The sequence below is a fragment of the Anaerostipes butyraticus genome (assembly GCF_016586355.1).
Taxonomy (GTDB): domain Bacteria; phylum Bacillota; class Clostridia; order Lachnospirales; family Lachnospiraceae; genus Anaerostipes; species Anaerostipes butyraticus.
In genome coordinates this window covers 25,210-49,614 of sequence record NZ_BLYI01000006.1, presented here as the reverse complement: position 1 = coordinate 49,614, position 24,405 = coordinate 25,210, and the positions used below count along the sequence as shown (strand labels likewise).

The window sequence follows — 24,405 nt, the reverse complement described above, 5'->3', positions numbered from 1 at the left end:
AGACATTATATGAAGCGAATCATTTCTTTATTCCTTTGTCTACAATTTAACAATAAAAACCGGCATCGGCGGATGATTCCTCTTATTTAAGAATTCCTGTGCCGCAATAAAATACTTTCTGTCATCCAGTCCGCCCAGGAATTTCAGAACTTCATCTCGTTCCTCAAATCCACTGTCCCCTCCGCTGTAAATACAGATGCTCATGATCCCTCCCGGTTTTAAAAGTGTAAGTCCGGCTTTTACCGCCGCGATTGTCCCTTCTGGCCTGGTTGCCAGACTATGGTCCCCTCCTGGAAGATATCCCAGATTAAACATAATACACTGTACCGTTTCCGGATCAAAATACTCTGCCATGAATTCATGACTCTTAAGATAAAGTTCCGCCCGGCATCCGTTCTGCTGCAGTTTTTTTCTCGTTAGATCCAGCGCTGTCTGCTGGATATCAAAGGCAGCAACTTTGCCGTCCTTTCCTGCCATGCGGCATAGAAAAAGGGTATCGTTTCCTTTTCCCATAGTAGCGTCAATACAGAAGTCTCCTTCTTTGATATGTCCTCTCAGCACATCATGAATCCAGTCTGTTATTGTAATTCTCATAAATCCCGGCCTTTCTTAATAGTAGGTTACTACCGGATCCCCTTTTTCCACCAGACTGTACAGCTGTTTGGCTGATGCCTCAGAAAGATTGACACATCCATGGGAACCGTTATTGATATAAATGCTTCCTCCAAAAGAATTTCTCCAGGAAGCAGAATGGAATCCCACGTTGCCGACAAACGGCATCCAGTATTTAACCGGTGAAGAGTAATTTTCTCCAACCAGCGTGGCGCTGCGCTCTTTATACATAATATACGCAACACATTCCGGCGTCTTACGGTCCGCTGTCATCATTCCTGTTACACACGGAGCAGAAAACTTCTGTTTTCCATCTTTATAGTAATAAACCGTCTGCGCTCCCATATCAACTTCCACATACGTATCTCCGATATCACCATTTACACCGTCATATACTTTGCCTTTCTGACGCCAGTAAGGCTCTCTTGTCTCAGTTGTTCCTTCCTTCAGCATTTTTCTGACTGCATCCATTTCTTTATCCTTGCTGATTCTCCATCCATATGGTCCTCCAAAGATTCTCTTTGTCCGGCCGTCATGGGTCTTAAATGTATGCCATCCATACTGGGTATTATACTGATAGATGAATTTTAAAATCCAGTTTTCCATCTTGTTTTCATCAATCTCATAATTGGTTCCGTCATCTGTAACCTTCATCCAGCCGGAGTACACATCTTTATCCAGCACAACCTTCTGTTTGCCGAATTTATATGTAATGCTGCCTTTCAGGGCGTCATTCATTTTATCGGCAAGTTTCGTGATTTTTTCGCTGGTGCTGGTATATTTCGGATTCTCATAACATTTTTCTTTTTCCAGGTTCAGCGTGCTGATTCCGCTGGAAACATATTCTTCCACTGTCTTTTTGGTCCGGTCAAGATCCAGGGTCGTTCCCTTTACTTCCTTCTTCACAACAAATTTTCCATCTTTATAAACCGGTTTCGCATTCTCACAGTCTGTCATCTTGTCCGGATCAATGCATTCCAGACGATTATATGCTTTTTCAAATGTATCTTGATCATAGGAAAACATCGAAACATCGTCGTATGTCTCCCCTCCAAACAATCCCTTGATCCAAAGAAGCGGACTCTGGTTTTCTGCAATTTCCCGGATCTCGTCCGCGCCTTTAAATTCTGCCTGAATCTGGCTGCCGCTTATGACTTCTTTTTTCCCCTCTCGTTCTTTGATCGTCAGGAAATAATCCTGCGCTTTTTTCTGAAATACTTCAATGACCTCATCTGCCGTCATTCCTGCAACATTTACCCCGTTGATCTTTGTCCCGCAGACAAATCCTTTGCTATAGTAAAAGGCAGCACAGCAGTAAATCAGGATAATAATTCCTACGCCAATTCCGGTGTAGTGTTTCCATGTTAACTTCTTTCCTTTCATGATTTTAATACCTCCTAGACACAACAACCGTATTATAATACACTCATTTTAAAATAACCATACCTTTTGGAAAGGTATCAATAAAAAAACAATCTTCTTCTTTCTCTGCAGATTGATAATTTTTTCACATTCTTGCCTCCAAATGCTTGTCTTTTAATCTCCATAATGGTAAAATATACATAATGTAACAGGCAAAGCTTAAAACATGATTATAATTTTTATAAGGAGGACACTTGATTATGTCATTCGCTGAAGAATATCAGAAGAAATTAACGACTGCTGATGAAGCAGTAAAAGTCATCAAGTCCGGGGACCGTCTGGAGTACGGCTGGTGTGTAACAACGCCTGATGCTTTGGATGTGGCTCTTGCAAAACGTATGCCGGAACTCGAGAATATCCAGATTCATGGAGGTATTCTTATGAAACCTCTGGCAATCGCCCAGATTGAGAATCCTGCAGACCACTTTACATGGAATTCCTGGCACATGGGAGGCATTGAAAGAAAATGGATCAATGAAGGTTTTTCATACTATGCTCCGATCCGTTATTCTGAGCTTCCGGGATATTATCGTGATTACCTGCCAAGAACCAATGTCGCTATGATGCAGGTAGCTCCTATGGATCAGCATGGCTATTTCAGCCTTGGACCTAGCGCTTCTCATCTTTGCGCCATGATGGAAAAAGCAGACTGCATCATCGTTGAAGTTAATGAGAATATGCCTCGCTGTCTCGGCGGATTTGAAGACTCTGTACATATTTCAAAAGTTGATATGATTGTTGAAGGAGATAATCCTCCGATTGCTGAATTAGGCGGCGGCGGAGCTGCGACAGATGTAGACAAAGCAGTTGCGAAACAGATCGTAGACCAGATTCCAAACGGTGCATGTCTTCAGCTTGGAATCGGCGGAATGCCGAACGCTGTCGGATCCCTGATCGCAGAATCTGACCTGAAAGATCTTGGTGTCCATACTGAGATGTACGTTGACGCATTCGTAGATATCGCAAAGGCCGGTAAGATCACAGGCGCAAACAAATCCATTGACCGGTATCGTCAGACCTACGCTTTTGCGGCAGGAACCAAGAAATTATACGATTACCTTGACAATAATCCGGAATGTATGAGCGCTCCGGTAAACTATACAAATAATATCGCAACGATTTCCTCTCTGGACAACTTTATTTCTATCAACAATGCGGTAGATATTGACTTATACGGCCAGATCAGTTCTGAATCTTCAGGAACAAGACAGATCAGCGGTGCCGGCGGACAGCTTGACTTCGTAATGGGCGCTTATCTGTCTAAGGGCGGAAAGAGCTTTGTATGCTTATCTTCTACTTTCACAGATAAGAAAGGCGTAACTCATTCAAGAATTCTTCCAACCCTTCATCCGGGATCTGTTGTTACAGATACACGTGCCAACGCTCACTATATCGTAACAGAATACGGTATGGTAAACATGAAGGGATTATCTACATGGGAACGTGCAGAAGCTCTGATCAGCATTGCGCATCCTGATTTCAGGGATCAGCTGATTAAAGACGCTGAAGCTGCCAAGATCTGGAGAAGATCCAACAAATAAGTATTATATACTTTATATGAATAAAACGTCCTCCTTTCCCGAACAATAATCGGGAAAGGAGGATTTTTTATGATCAATATGAGAAAAGCTGCCATTATCGGATGCGGATTTGTTGGAGCCACAACCGCATTCAGCCTGATGCACCAGGGTCTTTTTACAGAACTGGTTCTGATTGATACAGACCAGAAAAAAGCCGAAGGAGAAGCCATGGATTTAAGTCATGGAAGGCCTTATGTAGATACCGCCCGCATCTATGCAGGAACTTATGATGATATCACCGACTGTTCCCTGATCATCATTACAGCCGGAGCTAATCAAAAGCCAAATGAAACCCGACTGGATCTGGTTCACAAAAACGTTGCGATCCTGAAAAGCATCATCCCCGAGATCACAAAGCGAGGCTGTGAGGGACTGCTCCTGATTGTATCCAATCCGGTGGATATTCTCACATACGCGGCTTTCCGCCTTTCCGGCTTTCCAAGCAGCCGGGTATTTGGATCCGGGACAGTGCTTGATTCCGCCCGGTTCCGTTATCTTCTAAGCGAACATCTTAAGGTTGATACAGAAAGCATCCATGCGTTTATCATCGGGGAACACGGCGATAGTGAACTTGCAGTATGGAGCGGTACCAATGTTGCTGGAATCCCCATCCATGATTTCTGTGAATTTCGCGGGCACTATCATCACACAGAAGCAATGGAGGCAATCTATCACAGAGTCAAAAACAGCGCCTATGATATTATTGACCGCAAAGGAGCGACTTATTATGGAATCGCTATGGCAGTCAGTCATATTACAGAAAGTATTATCCGGAACAAAAACTCCATCCTGCCTATATCCAGTCTCCTGACAGGACAATACGGCATCCGGGATCTTTATCTCAGCATTCCAACGATCGTAAATCGAGGCGGCGCCCAGCAGCCTTTGGAAATTCCATTGAGCGGTCAGGAACATCTGGCACTTACAAAATCCGCTAAAACATTAAAAGAAGTCATTGCTTCTCTGGATCTTTCCATTTAAAGAAGCATGCGCTGTATCCGGCCGGATACAGCGCATGCTTCTTCGTTCTTCTCTATTTGATCTTCACCTGTTCAATATTTTTAATGACGATCGTACTTCCTCCTCCTGGCTCTTCTATGATCTCTACATTTTGCTTCCGGTCATATTCTTCCATCGGAATCTTAATTTCAATTCCCGTATCCGTCTCTATCATCTGATACTCCAGTTTACGCACTGTATTTTCTTTCGCAACTGTAAAAGTATCGTACTGCATATCATAACGCTCGATTTTTTCATCGAATTCCCGCTTCTTTTCCTGATGATCTCCAAACAGACGATCTCCGATCTCACTTACTTTAAACGCCTGGTTTTCTTCAAATTCTTCTCTCAGACGGCTTTTCGCCTCCAGCCGTTTATCCACTCCGTCTTCCGGATATTTGTTATTAATATCCGTAATGACCTTGTTGAGGATCTGAAATTTCTTCTTTGGAGCCATATCTGCATAACACTGGAGAAACCGCTCAGAAAGATAATTGATCTTATCTCCATTCAGCATCTCATATTTCTTCTCTGCCAGCTGAACTTTATACTCCGTCAAATCAATAATCACTGCTTCTGTAAGCTTTGCAGAATCTGTTGGCATGACCCTCTGACGGACAATATCATTTCCGTCTTTTTCATCCTGTCGGTGAACGTATGTCATTTTATAATTCATTTTTAAAAGGGCAAGATGCACAACACTATTTAACTGGAACGTAACACACAAAAGATCCGCTGACGGAATGGTCACGCTGTCGCACATAATGTCAAAAAGATTTTCAGCAAGCACTCTGGTTGCCTCAATAAAACTCTCATCATCCGTCTCTTCCATTGTCTCAAGGAGACTCAGCATCGGTGAAACACTGCCGTCAAACTGGCATTTCTTTGCATCATCACTTTCCAGTATTTTAAAAATGTGTCCGCGTACAAATTCCATCAGATCCGGTCCCATATCCAGAAGTGTTCCGGATAACCCCAGATAACCGTTATTACTGTCAAGAATGTGCAAAATTCCTTTGCGGATTATAATATCATCTCTCTGTATTTTTAACATATCTTTCCTTTTCCTTTTCTATTTCACTGTCTGAGTATATAGGAATATTCCTGCCAGGTCAACCGCAAAAATATTTCATATTTATTCTCAACCCCTCCATTGATTTCCATAGCCGAACATGAAAAGAAAGAGGAATCTCTCTGTTTCTAAAAAACTCAAGATTCCCCTCTCAAAAAGGATTAAATTCGTAAAAAGTTGATTATTTTACAACAGCTTTTAATTTTTCTGTTAAAGCCGGAACGATCTTATTAAGATCTCCAACAATACCGTAATCTGCTACATCAAAGATAGGAGCTGTCTCATCTTTGTTGATTGCAATGATGATGTCAGACTCTTCCATACCTGCAACATGCTGGATTGCTCCAGAAATACCGATTGCGAAGTATACATTAGGACGTACTGTTTTTCCTGTCTGTCCTACCTGAAGGTCTTTTGGCTGCCATCCGTTGTCTACTACAGCACGAGAGCAGCTGACTTCTCCGCCGAGAACATCTGCTAATTCTCTTAACATAGCGAATCCTTCTTCTCCAACTCCACGTCCGCCGGATACAAGGATCTTAGCATCCATGATATCAACAACATCAGATACGGATTTTACAACATCAAGGATTTCTACATATTTGTCGTTTGGTGTAAATCCTGGATTGAATTCGATCACTTCAGCTTTTGCTCCTTCGATCGGATCAATCTTCTGCATAACACCAGGACGTACAGTTGCCATCTGTGGACGGTTGTCCGGGCAGGCAATTGTTGCGATTGTATTTCCACCGAATGCAGGACGTGTCATAAGCAGCTGATTGTGTTTCTGCTCTTTTCCTGGAATCGGATTTAATGGGAAATCACCAATCTCAAGTACAGTACAGTCAGCTGTCAGACCTGTTGCAACCCTTGCGGATACACGAGGACCTAAGTCACGTCCGATGGCTGTTGCACCTACCAGCATGATTTCCGGTTTGTATTCATTGATTACAGATGCAAGTGCATGTGTATATGGTTCTGTTCTGTAGTCTTTCAGTTCAGGATCGTCTACAACGATTACTTTGTCTGCGCCGTATTTTGCGAGATCATCTACCAGTCCTTTTACGTCAGAACCAACAAGAACTGCTGTTACATCTGTGTCTAAGTCTTTTGCTAAGTCTTTTGCTTTGCCGAGCAGTTCGAAAGCGATTCCGCTTAACTCATTGTCTACCTGCTGTGCAAAGACAAATACGCCTTTATATTCTTCTAAACCCATTTTCTTCTCCTTTATTTCCTTTCAAGTGCGCCGCGACGTACTTGCCAACCGGGACTCCGTGCAAAACACAGAATCCGCGGCATCCGCCGAAGGCTAAGAAATCTTGTCTCGAAAATTCCTTAAATTACATGTTTTTCAGTTAATTTATCAACGATATAATTGACTGCTTCTTCTGGATCAAGAGTAACTTTCTCTCCAGCACCTTTTCTCACTTTGTCAGATGCTTTCGCGATCTTTGTAGGAGATCCTGCAAGACCAAGATTAGAATCATCTACATCTTTCAGATCTTTTCTTCCCCATGTTGTTACTTCTGCATCATAAGCATCAAAAATTCCGCCTGGTGTCATGTAACGTGGCTCGTTTAATTCAGATAATGCAGTGATCAGGCAAGGCATTTTTGCTTTTACTACATGATATCTGTCGTCATACTGACGCTGAACGATTACGCTGTCTCCTTCGATTTTGATATCCTGTGCATAAGAAATAACAGGAATATCCAGATGTTCGGAAATCTGAGGTCCAACCTGGGCTGTATCACCGTCGATTGCCTGACGTCCTGTGATGATCAGGTCATAATCCAGGTTTCTGATCGCTCCTGCGATTGTTGTGGAGGTTGCCCATGTATCTGCTCCTCCGAGGACTCTGTCGGTTACAAGGATTCCTTTGTCTGCTCCCATAGCCATAGCCTCACGAAGAACTTCATCGGCTTTTGGAAGTCCCATAGTAAGAACAGTAACTTCTGCTCCATATTCGTCTTTGATTCTAAGTGCAGCTTCCAGACCAGCTTTGTCATCTGGGTTCATGATTGTAAGCATTGCACCTCTGTCTAATGTACCATCCGGATTGAATTTAACTCCGCCTTTTGTATCTGGTACCTGTTTTATACAAACAACTATCTTCACGGTATTACCTCCCTTATTTCAATAAGCTTCCAGAAATTACCATACGCTGAACTTCTGATGTTCCTTCGTAGATTTCTGTGATCTTAGCATCACGCATCATACGTTCTACTTCGTATTCTCTGATATATCCATAACCACCATGCAACTGAACAGCTTTTGTTGTTACTTCCATAGCAACTTCTGCTGCGTATAATTTAGCCATAGCAGCTTCCACACTGTATGTCTTCTGTGTAGCTTTTGCCATAGCAGCTTTGTATACCAGGTTCTTAGCAGCTTCTACTTTTGTAGCCATATCTGCTAACTGGAACTGTGTATTCTGGAACTGTCCGATCGTACGTCCGAACTGTTTTCTTTCTTTTACATATTCGATCGTGCGCTCTAATGCACCTTCTGCAAGACCAAGTGCCTGGGAAGCAATACCAATACGTCCTCCGTCAAGAGTATGCATTGCGATACCGAATCCTTTTCCTTTCTTTCCTAAAAGGTTCTCTTTTGGAATACGGCAGTCTTCAAAGATCAGTTCATATGTAGCTGAACCGCGGATACCCATCTTCTTTTCTTTTGTTCCGAAGGAGAATCCCGGTGTTCCTTTTTCAACGATGAAAGAAGAAATCTCTTTCTGCTTTCTTCCACGTTTTTCAACGGTTCCTGTTACAGCGATGATGATGTAAACATCTGCGTATTTACCGTTTGTGATGAAGCATTTAGATCCGTTTAATACCCACTCGTCTCCATCTAATACAGCTTTTGTCTGCTGTCCCTGAGCGTCTGTACCAGCTCCTGGCTCTGTCAGACCGAAAGCTCCTAATTTCTTACCGGAAGCCAGATCCGGAAGATATTTTTTCTTCTGCTCTTCTGTACCGAATGTTAAGATCGGATCCATACATAATGATGTATGAGCAGATACGATAACGCCTGTTGTACCGCAAACTTTAGATAACTCTTCCACACACATAATGTAGGTAAGAGGATCGCATCCCTGTCCGCCGTATTCTTTCGGAATCGGAATACCAAGGAATCCGCTTTTTGCCATTTTTGCAACAGTTTCTTCCGGGAACTGTTCATTTTCATCCACGTCCTGTGCAAGAGGCTTTACTTCTTTCTCGGCAAACTCTTTGAAGAGAGTTCTAGCCATCTCATGTTTCTTACTTAATGTGAAATCCATTCTTTATTCCTCCATAATTGATTCTATAAAGTTAATCTTCCGCACCAGTCCTCCCTGAAAAAACCAATGCGGAAGAAAAGCTCTCAATCTTATTTGCTATAATCGTAGAATCCTTTACCAGTCTTCTGTCCTAATAATCCTCCACGAACCATCTTTCTTAATAATGGATGCGGACGATATTTTGGATCACCAAATTCATTGTAAAGTACTTCCATGATTGCAAGGCAGACATCAAGACCTACTAAGTCACCAAGTGCTAAAGGTCCCATCGGATGATTTGCTCCCAGTTTCATTGCAGTGTCAATTCCTTCTACAGAAGCGATTCCATCTGCATAGATTCCGATTGCTTCGTTGATCATTGGGATTAAGATTCTGTTAACTACGAATCCTGCTCCTTCTTCTACCTGTACAGGAGTCTTTCCGATTTCTTCAGAAATTGCAACGATCTTGTCAACTGTCTCTTTTGGTGTATTGATTCCTGCGATTACTTCAATCAGTTTCATAACTGGAGCAGGGTTGAAGAAATGCATTCCGATCAATGGACGATCAAGTCCTGCACCGATTTCTGTGATAGATAAAGAAGATGTGTTAGTTGCGAAAATAGCATCTGCTTTACAGATATCCTGCAGTTCTTTGAATGTCTGTTTTTTGATTTCCATGTTTTCAATCGCTGCTTCAACGATCAGATCACAGTCTGTACAGATTTCTTTTGTACCAGTTGTGATTTTTGCAAGAACAGCGTCTGCTGTTTCCTGATCCATTTTTCCTCTTGCAATACGTTTTTCAAATCCTTTTGCGATCTTTGCTTTTCCGTTTGCAGCAAATTCATCATTGATGTCGCAAAGGCAAACTTCATATCCTTCTGTCTGGGCAAATGCCTGTGCAATTCCGCTGCCCATTGTTCCAGCACCGATAACTCCAACTTTCATTCTAATTCCTCCTAATAAATATAAACTCATGAAGAATCCGCCGCCGGCAGTGCCGGCAGCATGATCCAAAACTGACTATTTGTTTTTAAATCCGTCTACTTTTGTTTTATTTAAGAATGCTTCCATTCCTGCTTTCTGATCTTCTGTCTCGAAGCAGCTTCCGAATGCTTTCTCTTCGATCACGATTGCCTGATCCATATCTGCGTCAAGGCCTTCGTTGATCGCTTTCTTGCATGCGCGGACTGCGATCGGAGCGTTCTTTGCGATCTTTGCAGCCATCTTCTTTGCTGCGTCCATAAGCTCAGCCTGTGGATATACGGCATTTACAAGACCGATTCTGTATGCTTCGTCTGCCTTGATGTTGAAAGCAGTGTAAATCATCTCTTTTGCTTTTCCAGCGCCTACAAGACGTGCAAGTCTCTGTGTTCCGCCAAATCCCGGAGTAATTCCGAGTCCTACTTCAGGCTGTCCGAAAACAGCGTTGTCAGAGCAGAGTCTGATATCACAGCTCATGGAGATCTCGCATCCTCCGCCAAGGGCGAATCCGTTGACTGCAGCGATTACAGGAATCGGGAATGTTTCGATCTTACGGAATACATCGTTTCCTGTTTTACCGAATGCTTCTCCTTCTTCTTTTGTCAGTGTGCTCATCTCTCCGATATCAGCACCTGCAACGAAAGATTTTTCTCCTGCTCCTGTCAGAATGACAGCTCTTGTCGCATCCAGATCGATTGCGTCAAATGCTGCTTCGATTTCTTTTAACACTTCACTGTTCAGTGCGTTTAACGCTTTTGGACGGTTGATCGTCACGATTCCGACAAAACCATCCTGTTCATATGTAACGAATTCCATCTTAGAATTCTCCTTTCCCATCGTTTCAGTAAAATCTACAGGTTTTATTCGTATTTTTCAACGATTGTTGAGCAGCCCATTCCACCGCCGATGCAAAGAGTTGCAAGACCTTTCTTCACGTCATCTCTTCTCTGCATTTCATGAAGCAGTGTAACAAGGATACGGCATCCTGAAGCTCCTACCGGATGTCCAAGAGCGATTGCTCCACCGTTAACATTGACTTTATCCATATTGAAGTTTAATTCTTTTGCTACTGCTACAGACTGAGCTGCGAAAGCTTCGTTTGCTTCTACTAAGTCCATATCATCGATTGTAAGTCCGGATTTAGCGAATGCTTTCTTTGTAGATGCTACCGGTCCGACACCCATGATCTTAGGATCAACACCGCCAAGAGCTCCTGTGATGTATGTAGCCATTGGTGTTACACCTAATTCTTTTGCTTTTTCTTCGCTCATTACAACAACTGCTGCTGCACCGTCATTGATTCCGGAAGCGTTACCTGCTGTTACCATTCCGTCTGCTTTTCCTGAGCAGCATCTTAATCCTGCAAGTGTTTCTTCTGTTGTTCCCGGTCTTGGTCCCTCGTCTGTATCAACGATCACTGTTTTCTTTCTCTGTTTTACTTCTACAGGAACGATCTCATCTTTGAATTTTCCAGCTTCCTGTGCTGCAACAGCTTTCTGCTGAGATTTTGCTGCAAAAGCATCTAACTCTTCACGAGTTAAGTTCCACTGTTCTGCAACGTTCTCTGCTGTGATCATCATATGATAATGATTGAATGCATCTGTTAACGCGTCATTTACCATTGTATCAACCAGAACGCCGTTGTTCATACGATATCCGAAACGAGCTTTCTGTAATGCGAATGGAGCCATTGACATGTTTTCCATACCACCTGCAACTACGATGTCAGCATCTCCTGCCTGAATCATCTGTGCTGCCATGTTTACACAGTTAAGACCAGATCCACAAACTACGTTTACTGTAACTGCCGGTACTTCGATTGGAAGGCCTGCATTGATGGAAGCCTGGCGAGCAACGTTCTGTCCTAAACCAGCCTGGATTACACATCCCATATATACATGGTCCACTTTGTCAGCCGGAACCCCAGCTCTGTTTAATGCTTCTTTGATTACGATTGAACCAAGATCTGCTGCCGGAGTCGTGCTTAATCCTCCGCCCATTTTACCAATTGCTGTACGGCATGCTCCTGCGATAACTACTTTCTTTGCCATATCAATTCTCCTCCATAAAATTAATTTTCAAGTGCTGATGATAAATATCATCGTTGTGTTAATAGTATCACAATCTTTATTTCTTTTCAATTAATAATTTTTAAAAAGAATTCCAATAAATATTACAAATCCCTGAAACCCGCATAAATACTGGGCTTGCGCTTGTATACAATCTGTGTCGGAAATTGTATTTTTTTTAACACAATCTTAATAAATTGGAAGCTGACTTTTTTTCTCTATACGAAAAAGCACGGTTTTGTGAGGGTTTTTTTTGAAATTTTCGTCAAAAAAATAACAATTTTCTATTCATTTTATATAATTTCTTCCATATTTTTTCTATTTTTATGTGCAATCCTCACAATGTTTTCCTCTGTAAGTTTTCAGAAAAAAAAGAAAAGAGAGCAGATCATCTGCTCTCTCACAATCAGCGGTCCTGCATGCTGATGCATTCAATGGCCACAGGGCCTCCCCGCACAACTTCAATATTCGTAAACCGTTCTTTAAAAACCTTCAAAATTGAATCATTTTTTGTTTCTGTCCGGATCGCTTCAATCAGAACGCTGTCTTTTCCCATATCCTTGATCAGAAAACGGAACACTTCTCCCATCTGGAAAATCTCTGCTCTCTGTTTCGCATTGATGCTTTTTACTTTGATGTACATGATTTCTTTGGTACGGATTGATGTATCTGTATAATCGATGACTTTTATTACTTCAATGCTCCGGTTCAGCTGCTTTTTGATCTGCTCAAAAGTTTTGTCATCCGCATCAATACAGATTGTCATTCTGGACATTGTAGGATCTTCCGTCTCTCCCACTGTCAGACTGTGAATATTATACGCTTTTCCGGAAAACAATCCGGAAATCCTTGCGAGCACGCCGACCCTGTTTTCTACAAATAAAGATAACCATCTTCTCTTCATCTCTCTTCCTCCTATCGTTCCATGATCAGATCAGTAATAGAACCATTTGGTTTCACCATAGGCATTACCAGTTCTTCGTCTTCTATAATAAACTCGATCAGTGTCGGGCCGTCTTTCTTCTCCCTTGCTTTTTCAAAGGCAGGGATGATCTCTTCCTTTTTAAAGACTCTGATTCCCTGTGCGCCGTAACTTTCTGCAAGTTTGACAAAATCCGGCGTATATGGAGGACACTTTGAAAAATCATTTCCGCAGAAATGTTCACAGCTCTTTCTCCTTCTCAGGCAGGTTCCTGCGTATTTTTTGCCGTAGAACAGATCCTGCCACTGGCGTACCATTCCGAGATATCCGTTATTTAAAATACAGATTGTGATCGGCAGTTCCTGTACCACTGCGGTTGCCATTTCCTGAGAATTCATCTGGAATCCTCCATCACCGCAGATAGTGATCACATCTCTTCCCGGATTACCGATCGCCGCCCCAATTGCCGCCGGAAGACCGTATCCCATAGTTCCAAGTCCGCCGGACGTCAGCATCTGGCGTTTGCCCCGCAGTTCCAGAAACTGCGTTGTCCACATCTGATTCTGTCCTACATCTGTCGTTACGATCGGTTCATCATAAAATTTATTGATCGCATCAATGATCTGGATCGGAACCAGCTTTTCCTTTTCTTCCATCTTAATTGGATATTTTTTCTGCCAGCTTTCCATCGTTTCCAGCCAGCGCTCTGTCCTGCACGCCTCTTCATGTTCTGCAATCTCTGTCATAAGCTCGATGGCTTCCTTGGCATCTCCGACAATCGGAACATCAACGGTAACATTTTTTGAGATTGCCGCCGTATCAATATCAATATGTATGATCTTTGCCTTTGAAGCGAATGTTCCCAGCTTGCCGGTAATTCGGTCGTTGAATCTGGTTCCGATGGAAATCAGAAGATCAGAGCTGTTCACCGCCTCATTGGCCGCATAATTTCCATGCATTCCTATATTTCCAAAATACAGCGGATGATTGGTCGGAACAATCCCTCTTCCCATAATCGTTGTAACCACAGGAATCCTGAGCATCTCCATCAGACGGGTCATTTCATCAAATGCCCCTGAAATCTTAGCTCCTCCTCCAATCAAAAACAAAGGTCTCTTTGCTTTATAAATCATCTCCATGGCCCTGAGAATCTGTCCATGATGTACTTTGGTATTCGGTTTATATCCGCGGATATTAACTGTCTCCGGATATTCATCGCTTCCCAGCTCTGCCATAACATCTTTTGGAAGATCCAAGAGTACAGGCCCCGGTTTTCCTGTTCTGGCAATATAGAACGCCTCTTTGATCAGACGATTCAAATCTTCTCTCTTGCGGACCACAATTACAAACTTTGCAATATTCCGGGTTACTCCAACGATATCTACTTCCTGGAAAGTATCATTTCCGATCAGATTCGTCGCTACCTGTCCTGTAAAGCATACAAGCGGAACACTGTCATAATTAGCAGTTGCAATTCCAGTTACAAGATTTGTAGCTCCAGGTCCGCTGGTCGCAAGACAGACGCCAACCTTGCCAGTTGATCTGGCATAACCGTCTGCCGCATGAATCAGTCCCTGCTCATGACGCGGCAGTATAAGTTCCACCTGATCCTGTTTATAGATCTCATCAAAGATATCTATAACGCAGGCTCCAGGATATCCGAAAATTTTCTCAACACCTTCTTCCTGCAGTGCTTTTACTAAAAATTCATTTCCTGTCATTTTACCCATACTATTTTTCCTCCATCTCTTCTGCAGCCTCTTCCTCCAATGCGTATTTTACTTCTTCCTGAGCTTCTGCCTTAAAGCCTTCAATCGTCTCTTCCTGTACCACCGGAAGATCTTTCACTGACGAGACTCCAAAACACCGAAGAAACTCTTCCGTCGTTTTGAATAGAATCGGACGGCCTACCGCATCCAGGCGCCCGGCTTCACAGATTAAATTATATTCTAAAAGCTTATTGACCGGATGATCGCATTTTACCCCGCGGATTGCCTCAATTTCCTGCTTGGTGACCGGCTGCTTATATGCGATGATCGACAGCGTTTCCAGCATCACATCCGTAAGCTTTGGTTTCTTTGGATGATTTACAATCCTGATCAATGCCTCATAATATTCTGGTTTTGTACAAAGCTGAATGGAATCATCGAATTCCAGCAGCCGAATTCCTCTCTCCGACCGTTTATACTCCCTTTTCAGCTGATCGATCAGATATTCCAGCAGATCATCGTCCACATTCAGCGCTGTCTTCAGCTGTTTTTTGGAAACACTTGTTCCCATAGAAAATAGGATTCCTTCAATCATTGCCTGTTTTTCTTTCATCTTTCTGCTCCAATGCTTCTATTATAATGTCACCCCCGATGGTTTCCTGAGCTGCCCAGATCCTCCCCTGCTTCATCAGCTCCAATATTGATAAAAAAGCAACAATCGCGGCTTCCTTCGTTTTCTGAATTTCCATGATTTGAAAGAAACTAGCGGTTTTGCTGCTTCGGATATACTGATCGATTTCTTCTATCTTATCTTCCAGCTTGATCTCTTCTTCATGAATCTCACCAAAATCACTTCGAATCGGATCCTTCTTATTCTCACGCCTGCGCATTACAAAACAGAATACTTCGCATAGTTTTTCAACAGAAACTCCTTCCAGAAGCTCTGACGGATCGATCTCTTCTTTGTAGGCCAGCACCTCTTCCGGAATCTGCGGCTCTTTGTAAAAACTTTTTTCCGCTTCCTGGCCATATGCCCGGAGTTTCCCTGACGCATACTTATAAATCTTATACTCAATCAGCCGCCGGACCAGCTCTCCTCTCGGATCTCCTTCTTCTTCCTCTTCTTCCGGAGCCGGCAGAAGCATCTTCACTTTGATCTTAAGCAGAGTTGCTGCCATGACCAGGAAATCGCTCATACTGTCCAGCTTCGCCTCTTTCATTGCCTGGATATACTCCATATACTGTTCCGTGATTTCTGCAATCGGGATATCATAGATATCCACTTTATTCTTCTCAATCAGATGCAGCAGAAGATCCAGCGGACCCTCGAATACATTCAGTTTGATATCTAATGCCATGTCTTATCTCTCCGACTTTTTAATGTAATGCAGGATATTTCCGGTTTGTTAAACAGCCGCAGTTTGATCGAATGGTTCCCAAGTCCCCTGCTTAGGATCATTGTGCTGTTTCCAATATGAAATTCCCCTGCATCATACTTTGGAAACAGCTGAAACTGCGGTGAAATCACTCCCCGGTTTATTTTCGGTATTCTGACCATTCCTCCATGAAAATGTCCTGCCAGGACCAGATCCGCTCCCCACTGCGCATAAGTTTCAAAATAATTAGGATTGTGGGCAAGAAGAATCTGAAACCTGTCGCGAAACGCTTTCCCAACTGCCTGTTCCATATCTTCCTGTTTCATCTCCGGAATCCGGAATCTTTGATAAAATTTTGGTTCAAGATCCACTGCCGTCAGATGAATGAACTGCCCTTCCTGTTCCAGGATCACAGTCTCATTGGACATATGCCACACGCCGTATTCCTTCAGTTCATGAATGTATTCTTTGTATCTGACTCCGAAAATCTCTTCATTTCTCATCAGACGCAGCTCGTGATTGCCATCTGCGTAATAGACCGGATATTTCTCTGCCAGCTGATGCATCAGCTTAAGCGGCACCTCAATTGACTTGTCCTCTTTACTGATCAGCATGTCTCCGCCTGCCAAAATCATATGCGGTCTGCATTTTTTCACCATCTCTATCAGTTCCCTGTTTTCCTCGCCAAACTCACTGCAGTGAAGATCCGTAAGAAAAACAATCCGAAAATCATCAAAAGCCTCCGGAATCTTCGGAGACCGAATCTCATATCGTTCAACGACTAATTTTTTATTTTCTCTCCTGCTTGCCAGCACGACCACAACTGTAAAGATCACGGCCGCTAAAATAAATCCCCCTATCCAAAAAGGAATCATAACTGCTCCCTCCCTCACACAGAGAGTTTCCGCCTGTCCTCTGTTCACTATCATACTTTTTTCTATTTTACTAAATATAAATAGAAAATACAAGATGGGCAATCAAGAAAGAATCCTTGGCTTTTCTATCCTTTCTCAGTTTTTTCCCTTAGAAGCCTCCTGGAAAATCTTTTCGACCCATAGAAAGCTTTCCCTTCATGGTCTGCCTGACAAAGAACCAAAAAACGAAGGCGGCAAGAACCATTTTGTCTCACCGCCTTCGTTCTTTGTGTTTTGAGTCAAGGAAAACAGCTTACTCCACAATCGCGATCGTGCTTCCAATGTCAAGAGCCGGAATTTCTGCTTTTTCTACACAGATCGTTCCCGGCAGACACTCTGCATCCTCACCGTTGAAGCTGTATGTAACATGTCCCAGATTTGCAAGGTTTTCATTGGCAACATCTCCGACTTTCACAATCTTATATTCCTTGCCGTCAATCACCAGCTTGCATCCTGGCTTCACTACGCCGTTTACGGGATTTACATCGATGGCATAGCAGAAATCTTTCAGTGTATCCGGCGCATTGTCACCAAACGTAACAAAGATTCCTTCGTCCTTGAATGCTTCTACCATATCACCTTTTCCTTTAATCGTTACCTGATACATCATACTATTTTCCTTTCTTTAAGTTATTTATTCTCCACTGCTATTTATACAGTCCGAAACTTGCTACAAATGCAACCAGTACTCGCGGTACACCAATGATAAACCTTGAATATAAAACAGACGGAACACCAACCTCTACTGTTTCCGGTTCTGCTTCAGCGAGTCCCAGTCCTACAGGAATGAAGTCACATGCGCACTGTGTATTGATGGCAAATAATGCCGGAAGCGCAAGGCTTGGCTCAATGTTTCCTTTTCCGATTTCCACACCGATCAAAGTACCGATAATCTGGGCGATAACCGCTCCAGGTCCAAGCAGACAGCTTAAGAACGGAATAGAACAGATAAATCCCAGGATACAAAGACCAATCACGTTTCCGCACAATGGCTGTAAGAGTCTTGCAAACCAGTCACCGAAACCGGATCCCTGAATGATACCGATCAGGAGTGATACGAATCCCATAAATGGGATGATCGTATGAAGAATCGTATTAGTAGATTCTTTTGCTGCCGCGTTGAATGTCGCAACGACTTTACCGGCTCCCATTCCAATCTTCTGGATAAAACTTGATTTTGATGTCTCACCCATTGTCTCAGATACTTTTTTATCTGCGCTGTATTTGAATTCCTTTTCCTCTTTTTCTTCTGCCGGTCCTGCTTCACTCTGGATTGGAGCCTCAGATCCATCCGCCAGCTCAATCTCATTGTTTGTTACACCAGAAACATAAATATCTTCTGTGATATATTTTGCCATTGGACCGGATTTTCCAACCGGGTTAATATTGATAGTCGGAATTCTCTTCTGTGGATAGATTCCGCAGCGAAGAGTTCCGCCGCAGTCGATGATAACAAGGAAAATCTCTTCTTCCGGTACCGTTGTCTTAAATCCGTTGACCGGACGGCATCCTGTCAGGTCAACGATCTTCTGAAGGATGTCAGGTTCTGCTCCGCCTCCTGTAATATATAATAACACATCTTTGCCTTCTTGTGGCTTTACCGTTAAAGGACCGCCGAATCCACCGCTTCCCTGTCTGATTGTAATTGCTCTATATTCTGACATAGTTTTTCCTCCTGTATTTTAATCCATCTTATTTCAATTCATTGCTAAGTTCGATTCCCTGCTGTTTCATAACGATCTTCGTTGTAAAGTCTGTTACCCATCCTGCGAAGAAGTTCATAACAAGACCAACCAGAAGGTAACGGATTGCCAGATCCATCTCATTTAATCCCAGTGTCTGAATTCCAGACGCGATCCCTGTGTAAATAAACAGCTCTCCGGCATTGATATGAGGGAAGATACCGCTGTTCGTATGGCAGTGATATGCGGCAGACGCATAATAGCTTGGTTTCATTCTTTCCGGAAGGAATTTTCCCATAGACAGCGCCATTGGATTTCCTAACATAAATGCTGACAGAAATGGAAGGACTCCATATGCCAGAATTACATTTCCGGAACACACTTTTGCAAATTTATTGATCTTCTCCTGTCCGATCAGGGCGATGATCGTATTCATTAAGATAAGCAGTAACAGTACTTTCGGTACGATTGTTGACACCCAGCCAATAAGGTTTTCAGCTCCTACATCAAACAATCCCATAAATCCTGATGCGGCATTTACAATTACGTTCATAAATTTCTCCTTTCATTCAGGCTTTCTTCTTGTTGACACCGTAGATCTTATCACCAATTCTGGTAAGGAGCCCCGGTTTCTCCAAGACTTCGCCTCCACTCATAATCGTGTTGTAATTGGAGGAAGCGTTTAACACTGCTCTGCGCAGAGATACTCCGATCGTTTCGCAGTCTTCTTTCCGAATCGTTCCAACATCAATTCCATTAAAGAAATCCCAGTCTTTAAACCTTGCGAACATCGTAAAGCCTCTCATAAAGCATCCGTCCAGAATAATGCCATTCTGATCGATTGCAAACATAACGATTGCGCCGGCATGGAAACCGCCTTTTGCTTTTCCAATGGCTACTCTTCCCATTTTTCGAAGCTTTGTATAATATTGATTAAAACTTTTCATCTGCACCATCTGCATCAGAAACTGCAGAATCAGGGCAGCCAAAAAACCTACTGCAACGATCATAAAATAAGACATTTTCTTCCTCCTTCTTTCATTATCTAAAAATATTATTTTCTTCTGTTATATACAGCAGCAATTCTTTATAGCTTTTCATAGACCGTATTTTATCGATTACTCCCACATCTTTTCCTATTGTAAGAATCTCATCATACAGTCTTACCAGCACCGTATCATCTTCCATGGTTTCCGGAATGCCAAGCAGGATCACCAGTTCGACATTTTCACACCCCTCTTCATGAGAAGGGCTTGGATATACTCCCAGGGCAAGGGTAAGTTTTGACAGCAGATTCTTTGTATGCGGAAACGCAATATGCTGATTGAGTATCATTGTGGAATACTGTTCTCTTTTCTCTACTCTGTCCGCGAATCCTTCGTCAAGTTCTCCCTGCTTCGTCAGTGTTTCTGCCATAAGACGAACGTTTTCATCATATGTATGTTCCGGATCCAGGAGAAAGAATCTTTTTTCATCCAGCAGATTCATAAACAGCGAATCAATTCCTCTCCTGATATTTCTTCCTGCATCTGACAGGTATTTTATATTCTCAAATTTCTTCTGGATATATTCCCTGTCAAACACTTCATCCATAAAAATTACCGGTGTTTTGGTATCCAGGTCCAGTTCTGTAGTCGTAACGATATAATCGAATGTATCTTTCTTATGTTCCGCAAAATTCCCATTGTAAAAAAACTCAAATTCCGGCTCCACATCAAAAATCTTTTTCAGCTGGTTCTCAATCAGTCTTCCGATGATTTTTCCGGATCCGCAGACGATCGCAATCCTGCATCTTTTTTCTTCCGGTTCCTGTTCAATCAGAAACACTCCAAAATAAGCTGCCAGAAACGCCATTTCATCTTCTGTGATCGTGATTCCTTCTCTTTTTTCAATGACTTCTTTTCCAATTTCCGCCATTTTATAAGCGACACTGTACTGATTCTTAAAGTCATCGATCATAGGATTATGAATATGCAGACCATATTTCAGCCGATTGATCATAAAGAAAATATGATATACGAAATCATCAAACAATTCATTGGCAATGACCGTTACATTCAGCTCTGAATGGATCCGGTCCAGCATTTCGATGATCATATCCGCGACATCTTCAGACACACTGATTTTTTGCTCAATCTCCCGCGTATTGGCAGGAGTCCTCATGCCGGCTACAGGGATACATAAAAAGATTCTCTCTTCTTTTGGTATCTTATATCCTTTCACCTCTTCGATCTCATTGAGGAATTCATCTACAATGCCATATGCCTGACTCTGATAAAGGTCCATATATTTCTCTTCCAGATGTTTGATCACATGTCCGCTTTCTATCCTTTGGATCATAACAACAAAAAACCGATAGAAAAATCCGAATCCCAGCGCATCCAGCGAAAATCTTTCCTGGAAACCGGTTAATTTTTCTCTTACTTCTGAGCCCAATGGAAAATTCAGATACAGCTGTTCATAAATATTCTCAAGAATAAATAAACGGATGTGCAATTCGTCTCCTATCAGCTTCAGTCCCGTATTCGCTTTCCCTTTGATCTTCAGCTGATATTTATCGATGATTTTTCGAAGCTTGTTCAAATCGCTGATGGCCGTTGTTCTCCCTACCTTCATTTCCTCTGACAGATCGTCCGTCAGATAAGGTTCTTTGGCGTTCATCAGCTGCCAGAACAAATATGCCATTCTTGTCTGCGGAGAATTAAAGAAATCTTTCTGCTGGAAAATTTTATTCCGTATTTCCATAAATCCCCTCTGATCAAATACGATCAGTTTACACTCTCCCTTATTCATGCTGATCAAGGCATACCCGCCCAGCAGGTAATTCAGCTCCTTTATATCATTACGAATCGTCTTAGCGGATACATTCAGCTTTCCGGCAATTTTATCAATGCTGCAAACAGACTGCATCTCAATATTTTTTAAAATGGATGATATCCTGTTTTCATCATTAAAAAGCTCCATCTCTATCCTTTCCATCCGCTTTTGTTTCTTTTATCCTCTTGTCTTTCCTCCAGCTACATTGATCGTAACTCCATGTACATAAGATGCACGGTCACTGGCAAGATAAACACACATATCTGCCACTTCTGATAATTTTCCTGATCTTCCAAGAGGTATTGTTGAAGTTTTTGAATATCCTGCTCTCAGATCGTCTACCGTGATTCCTCTTGTATAAGCCAGCGCAGATTCATAAGCAAGTGTCCGCAGTCCTGTTGCTTCCATAATTCCAGGCGCAACTCCTACGACACGGACTCCCTGTTTTCCAAGTTCCTTTGCCCATGATCTTGTCAGAGAATTCACTGCATTTTTTGTTGCTGCATAAACACTTTGTCCTTCAGATCCTTCCAGTCCGCTTTCAGAAGACATATTGATGATGACTCCGCTGCCTTTTTCTGCCAGGACTCTTCCAACTGACTGTGCGCAGAAGAAAACACCTTTTAAGTTTACGTTGCAAACTTTGTCCCATACAGCTTCGTCCAGTTCATACTGTCCTTTTGGATCTTTAGGATCTACCAGAAGCCTTGGAATGTTAATTCCGGCATTGTTTACCAGAACATCAATCGTTCCATAAGTTTCTTTTGTTTTTTCCACCATTGCCTCAACATCTGCCAATTTTGTTACATCTGTTCTGACATAGAGGAATTTTCCTTCTTCCGCTTTCATTTCCGGAGCTTCCGGAGCCATGTCTGAAATTACTACATTTGCTCCGACTTCCAGGAATTCCTGGGCAACCGCTTTGCCGATTCCGGATGCTCCTCCGGTAACGATAACAGTTTTTCCTTCAAGATTTAACCAAGATTCGCTCATTATAATCCTCCTTTTTAAACTGAGTATCTTTGCTTCATGAGTTCATTATAATGAGCGCTGAAATTAAATTTAATGTTGTCATTTTCCGCCGGCAAGAAATTTCATGAACTGTCTTAAAAATATGCTTCCGCTATTTTCTGCAGGCTGGACAAATAGTCCATTTTCTGTATGGATTCCATAGATTTGATATCGGTCTCTGCTGCCGTTTTACTGCCGTCTTTATATATGATTTTCCCGATGGTCTGTCCTTTTTTCACCGGAGCCGTCAGAGAATCAATCTTAATTTCTTTCTTCAGATTCCCGTCTTTTTGCTTGATTCTTGTTATTTTGGCCGTTATCTTCTCCGGATACACCACCGTATCTTTTTTACCTTTTTCAACCTTGATCGTTCCAATCTCTTCTGCGGTTGTAACATCCTCTACAACCTGGCAGCTGGCGAATCCGTAATCAAGAAGAGCTCCTGCATCTTTGATTCGTGATTTGGAATCACTGCTTGCCATGACCACCGCAATCAAATCCACATGATTTCTTGTCGCCGTCGCGCTCAGACAGAATTTTGCCGTGCTGGTGCTGCCGGTCTTCAATCCGGTACAGCCGTTGTACTGCCGAATCATCTTATTGGTATTGCTTAACTGAAATTCACTGGTTCCTTTTTTTGTTTTATGAGTAAAAGAATCCATCCAGATCTTCGTATATTGAAATACATCCGGATGCTTTACTGTCAGTTCTCTTGACATCAGGGCAATATCATAGGCTGTCGTTACATGTCCGTCTTCATCCAGACCACAGGCATTTTTAAAAACCGTATGTTTCATTCCCAGTTTTTTCGCTTCCTGATTCATCCTCTGAACAAAAGCATCTTCGCTTCCGGAAATATGTTCTGCCAGAGCAACGACCGCATCATTGGCGCTGGCAACAACTACGCATTTTATAAGAGTTTCCACATCCTGCTTTTCTCCCGGTTCCAAAAACACCTGCGATCCGCCCATGGATGCCGCATGATCACTGACCGTCACTTCATCCTTTAGGCTGAGTTTTCCTGCATCCAGCTCTTGAAAAATCAGCAGCAGCGACATAACTTTTGTCACACTTGCCGGAGGAAGCTCTTTATCCTTGTCTTTTTCATAAAGCAGTGTTTTGCTGCCTGCTTCCATAACAACTGCTGATTTTGCCGTTAAGTTTAAATCCGGAACTGCTGATGTCACTACCGCTTCCGGCTGATTCGCACAGACGGTATGTACTGCCGTGAAGCAAATGAAAATGACAGCTGCGAATAATCGCTTCATTTTTACACCTCAAATCTCTTATATTACAGTTTAATATGAGATTTTTGGTTTTATACATAAAAAAGAAGCTATCTTGAAGAAATTATTTTTTACTATTTTTATTATTAAGAAATTTTATTCCATATCAGAATTGTAACATATTTCCTTTTTCCCCACAAGACAAAAAAAGAAGAATCAATCTCTTGATCCTTCTTCAGTATCTTGGCCTCTTTCCCCAGCAGTTCGAAGATTTCATTTTTTTATATTCTTCATACGCTTCTTTTAAAATCTCCTTCTCATTCGGGAATTTCAATAAGTGGTAAGCCTCGTGAAATTTGTAGTACCCTGAGTCCACAAAAAATTCTTCTTTCTGCGGTCGGGAGTGATAATTATCAGACTCCATCAAATACCAGTGGACACTCTTTACAATCTGTTCATGAAACGAATAAAAAGAATATTCACTTTTCCCGACATATTTTACAATCCGTGCATCTGCGTCTGTCTCTTCCTTCACTTCCCGTAGAGCCGTTTCCTCGTGATTTTCTCCTTTCTCAACAGTACCTTTTGGAAGTACCCAGCCGTCATAACGATTCTTATAACTCTTATATAACAGCAAAATCTTCCCTCTAAATATTACGACACCCCCACAGCTCGTTGCCTCCGTCATAACAACCTCCTGTCTGCGGATTTTCTTTTCCCGTTCCGCATGTTGTGTGCCTTTCCTT

Annotated in this window: 24 protein-coding genes; 2 read left to right on the top strand and 22 right to left on the bottom strand. The window is 42.4% G+C overall.

Going from position 1 to position 24,405, the window contains the following annotated elements; translation table 11 throughout:
- Positions 1-39 precede the first annotated feature (39 nt).
- Positions 40-594: a tRNA (mnm(5)s(2)U34)-methyltransferase gene (locus JMF81_RS01125; RefSeq protein WP_201309638.1), complete on the bottom strand. Its 555-nt coding sequence runs from the start codon at positions 592-594 to the stop codon at positions 40-42.
- Positions 595-609: 15 nt separating this feature from the next.
- Complete coding sequence (locus tag JMF81_RS01120; RefSeq protein WP_201309637.1) at positions 610-1,995, bottom strand: L,D-transpeptidase family protein; 1,386 nt, start codon at positions 1,993-1,995, stop codon at positions 610-612.
- 239 nt (positions 1,996-2,234) lie between these two features.
- On the opposite strand from JMF81_RS01120, the gene JMF81_RS01115 reads away from it, so the two are divergent.
- Both JMF81_RS01115 and JMF81_RS01110 read left to right on the top strand, forming a co-directional pair.
- Positions 2,235-3,575, top strand: a complete 1,341-nt coding sequence (locus JMF81_RS01115; protein WP_201309636.1) for a butyryl-CoA:acetate CoA-transferase — start codon at positions 2,235-2,237, stop codon at positions 3,573-3,575.
- A gap of 69 nt (positions 3,576-3,644) precedes the next feature.
- On the top strand, positions 3,645-4,595 hold the full coding sequence (locus JMF81_RS01110) for an L-lactate dehydrogenase (RefSeq protein WP_201309635.1): 951 nt from the start codon (positions 3,645-3,647) through the stop codon (positions 4,593-4,595).
- Between the two features lie 52 nt (positions 4,596-4,647).
- Here the strand turns inward: JMF81_RS01110 and JMF81_RS01105 are convergent, their stop codons facing one another.
- The 20 genes from JMF81_RS01105 to JMF81_RS01010 form a co-directional block, all read right to left on the bottom strand.
- Positions 4,648-5,667, bottom strand: a complete 1,020-nt coding sequence (locus JMF81_RS01105; RefSeq protein WP_201309634.1) for a nucleoid-associated protein — start codon at positions 5,665-5,667, stop codon at positions 4,648-4,650.
- Between the two features lie 199 nt (positions 5,668-5,866).
- Positions 5,867-6,901, bottom strand: a complete 1,035-nt coding sequence (locus tag JMF81_RS01100; RefSeq protein WP_201309633.1) for an electron transfer flavoprotein subunit alpha/FixB family protein — start codon at positions 6,899-6,901, stop codon at positions 5,867-5,869.
- A 119-nt stretch (positions 6,902-7,020) separates the two neighbouring features.
- Positions 7,021-7,803, bottom strand: coding sequence for an electron transfer flavoprotein subunit beta/FixA family protein (locus JMF81_RS01095; RefSeq protein WP_201309632.1), 783 nt, complete (start codon positions 7,801-7,803; stop codon positions 7,021-7,023).
- Between the two features lie 13 nt (positions 7,804-7,816).
- Entirely contained in the window at positions 7,817-8,968 is a 1,152-nt protein-coding gene (locus JMF81_RS01090) for an acyl-CoA dehydrogenase (protein ID WP_201309631.1), read from the bottom strand.
- An 89-nt stretch (positions 8,969-9,057) separates the two neighbouring features.
- Positions 9,058-9,897, bottom strand: a complete 840-nt coding sequence (locus JMF81_RS01085; protein WP_201309630.1) for a 3-hydroxybutyryl-CoA dehydrogenase — start codon at positions 9,895-9,897, stop codon at positions 9,058-9,060.
- A 75-nt stretch (positions 9,898-9,972) separates the two neighbouring features.
- Positions 9,973-10,749, bottom strand: coding sequence for an enoyl-CoA hydratase-related protein (locus JMF81_RS01080; protein WP_201309629.1), 777 nt, complete (start codon positions 10,747-10,749; stop codon positions 9,973-9,975).
- A gap of 44 nt (positions 10,750-10,793) precedes the next feature.
- Positions 10,794-11,984, bottom strand: a complete 1,191-nt coding sequence (locus JMF81_RS01075) for an acetyl-CoA C-acetyltransferase (protein ID WP_201309628.1) — start codon at positions 11,982-11,984, stop codon at positions 10,794-10,796.
- Positions 11,985-12,408: 424 nt separating this feature from the next.
- A complete protein-coding gene (gene ilvN, locus JMF81_RS01070; RefSeq protein ID WP_201309627.1) occupies positions 12,409-12,906 on the bottom strand; it encodes an acetolactate synthase small subunit in 498 nt (165 codons plus the stop codon).
- An 11-nt stretch (positions 12,907-12,917) separates the two neighbouring features.
- Positions 12,918-14,654 (bottom strand): biosynthetic-type acetolactate synthase large subunit, encoded by a 1,737-nt coding sequence (gene ilvB / locus JMF81_RS01065; protein ID WP_201309626.1) that lies wholly within the window; start codon positions 14,652-14,654, stop codon positions 12,918-12,920.
- 1 nt (position 14,655) lies between these two features.
- A complete protein-coding gene (gene scpB / locus JMF81_RS01060) occupies positions 14,656-15,246 on the bottom strand; it encodes an SMC-Scp complex subunit ScpB (RefSeq protein ID WP_201309625.1) in 591 nt (196 codons plus the stop codon).
- Entirely contained in the window at positions 15,221-15,991 is a 771-nt protein-coding gene (locus JMF81_RS01055) for a segregation and condensation protein A (RefSeq protein WP_201309624.1), read from the bottom strand. The genes scpB and JMF81_RS01055 overlap by 26 nt, the downstream gene beginning before the upstream one ends.
- Entirely contained in the window at positions 15,982-16,884 is a 903-nt protein-coding gene (locus tag JMF81_RS01050; RefSeq protein WP_243282500.1) for a metallophosphoesterase, read from the bottom strand. The genes JMF81_RS01055 and JMF81_RS01050 overlap by 10 nt, the downstream gene beginning before the upstream one ends.
- Before the next feature lie 292 nt (positions 16,885-17,176).
- Complete coding sequence (locus JMF81_RS01045; RefSeq protein WP_201309843.1) at positions 17,177-17,530, bottom strand: PTS glucitol/sorbitol transporter subunit IIA; 354 nt, start codon at positions 17,528-17,530, stop codon at positions 17,177-17,179.
- A 40-nt stretch (positions 17,531-17,570) separates the two neighbouring features.
- A complete protein-coding gene (srlE, locus tag JMF81_RS01040; RefSeq protein ID WP_201309622.1) occupies positions 17,571-18,587 on the bottom strand; it encodes a PTS glucitol/sorbitol transporter subunit IIB in 1,017 nt (338 codons plus the stop codon).
- A 28-nt stretch (positions 18,588-18,615) separates the two neighbouring features.
- Entirely contained in the window at positions 18,616-19,158 is a 543-nt protein-coding gene (gene srlA, locus JMF81_RS01035; RefSeq protein WP_201309621.1) for a PTS glucitol/sorbitol transporter subunit IIC, read from the bottom strand.
- Positions 19,159-19,174: 16 nt separating this feature from the next.
- A complete protein-coding gene (locus JMF81_RS01030) occupies positions 19,175-19,627 on the bottom strand; it encodes a transcriptional regulator GutM (RefSeq protein WP_243282499.1) in 453 nt (150 codons plus the stop codon).
- 19 nt (positions 19,628-19,646) lie between these two features.
- Positions 19,647-21,569 (bottom strand): BglG family transcription antiterminator, encoded by a 1,923-nt coding sequence (locus JMF81_RS01025; protein WP_201309620.1) that lies wholly within the window; start codon positions 21,567-21,569, stop codon positions 19,647-19,649.
- Positions 21,570-21,599: 30 nt separating this feature from the next.
- Positions 21,600-22,415: an SDR family oxidoreductase gene (locus tag JMF81_RS01020; RefSeq protein ID WP_201309619.1), complete on the bottom strand. Its 816-nt coding sequence runs from the start codon at positions 22,413-22,415 to the stop codon at positions 21,600-21,602.
- 113 nt (positions 22,416-22,528) lie between these two features.
- Positions 22,529-23,701, bottom strand: a complete 1,173-nt coding sequence (locus JMF81_RS01015; RefSeq protein ID WP_201309618.1) for a D-alanyl-D-alanine carboxypeptidase family protein — start codon at positions 23,699-23,701, stop codon at positions 22,529-22,531.
- A 193-nt stretch (positions 23,702-23,894) separates the two neighbouring features.
- Positions 23,895-24,347 (bottom strand): NUDIX hydrolase, encoded by a 453-nt coding sequence (locus tag JMF81_RS01010; RefSeq protein WP_201309617.1) that lies wholly within the window; start codon positions 24,345-24,347, stop codon positions 23,895-23,897.
- Positions 24,348-24,405 lie beyond the last annotated feature (58 nt).

Coding starts and splice junctions, on each gene's coding strand:
- JMF81_RS01080 (WP_201309629.1), bottom strand. CDS start 10,749: ATGGAATTCGTTACATATGAACAGGATGGTTTTGTCGGAATCGTGACG.
- JMF81_RS01110 (WP_201309635.1), top strand. CDS start 3,645: ATGATCAATATGAGAAAAGCTGCCATTATCGGATGCGGATTTGTTGGA.
- JMF81_RS01120 (WP_201309637.1), bottom strand. CDS start 1,995: ATGAAAGGAAAGAAGTTAACATGGAAACACTACACCGGAATTGGCGTA.
- JMF81_RS01050 (WP_243282500.1), bottom strand. CDS start 16,884: ATGATTCCTTTTTGGATAGGGGGATTTATTTTAGCGGCCGTGATCTTT.
- JMF81_RS01055 (WP_201309624.1), bottom strand. CDS start 15,991: ATGGCATTAGATATCAAACTGAATGTATTCGAGGGTCCGCTGGATCTT.
- JMF81_RS01125 (WP_201309638.1), bottom strand. CDS start 594: ATGAGAATTACAATAACAGACTGGATTCATGATGTGCTGAGAGGACAT.
- JMF81_RS01075 (WP_201309628.1), bottom strand. CDS start 11,984: ATGGCAAAGAAAGTAGTTATCGCAGGAGCATGCCGTACAGCAATTGGT.
- srlE (WP_201309622.1), bottom strand. CDS start 18,587: ATGTCAGAATATAGAGCAATTACAATCAGACAGGGAAGCGGTGGATTC.
- ilvN (WP_201309627.1), bottom strand. CDS start 12,906: ATGAAGAGAAGATGGTTATCTTTATTTGTAGAAAACAGGGTCGGCGTG.
- JMF81_RS01090 (WP_201309631.1), bottom strand. CDS start 8,968: ATGGATTTCACATTAAGTAAGAAACATGAGATGGCTAGAACTCTCTTC.
- JMF81_RS01025 (WP_201309620.1), bottom strand. CDS start 21,569: ATGGAGCTTTTTAATGATGAAAACAGGATATCATCCATTTTAAAAAAT.
- JMF81_RS01030 (WP_243282499.1), bottom strand. CDS start 19,627: ATGTCTTATTTTATGATCGTTGCAGTAGGTTTTTTGGCTGCCCTGATT.
- JMF81_RS01100 (WP_201309633.1), bottom strand. CDS start 6,901: ATGGGTTTAGAAGAATATAAAGGCGTATTTGTCTTTGCACAGCAGGTA.
- scpB (WP_201309625.1), bottom strand. CDS start 15,246: ATGAAAGAAAAACAGGCAATGATTGAAGGAATCCTATTTTCTATGGGA.
- JMF81_RS01105 (WP_201309634.1), bottom strand. CDS start 5,667: ATGTTAAAAATACAGAGAGATGATATTATAATCCGCAAAGGAATTTTG.
- ilvB (WP_201309626.1), bottom strand. CDS start 14,654: ATGGGTAAAATGACAGGAAATGAATTTTTAGTAAAAGCACTGCAGGAA.
- JMF81_RS01115 (WP_201309636.1), top strand. CDS start 2,235: ATGTCATTCGCTGAAGAATATCAGAAGAAATTAACGACTGCTGATGAA.
- JMF81_RS01020 (WP_201309619.1), bottom strand. CDS start 22,415: ATGAGCGAATCTTGGTTAAATCTTGAAGGAAAAACTGTTATCGTTACC.
- JMF81_RS01015 (WP_201309618.1), bottom strand. CDS start 23,701: ATGAAGCGATTATTCGCAGCTGTCATTTTCATTTGCTTCACGGCAGTA.
- srlA (WP_201309621.1), bottom strand. CDS start 19,158: ATGAACGTAATTGTAAATGCCGCATCAGGATTTATGGGATTGTTTGAT.
- JMF81_RS01085 (WP_201309630.1), bottom strand. CDS start 9,897: ATGAAAGTTGGAGTTATCGGTGCTGGAACAATGGGCAGCGGAATTGCA.
- JMF81_RS01010 (WP_201309617.1), bottom strand. CDS start 24,347: ATGACGGAGGCAACGAGCTGTGGGGGTGTCGTAATATTTAGAGGGAAG.
- JMF81_RS01045 (WP_201309843.1), bottom strand. CDS start 17,530: ATGTATCAGGTAACGATTAAAGGAAAAGGTGATATGGTAGAAGCATTC.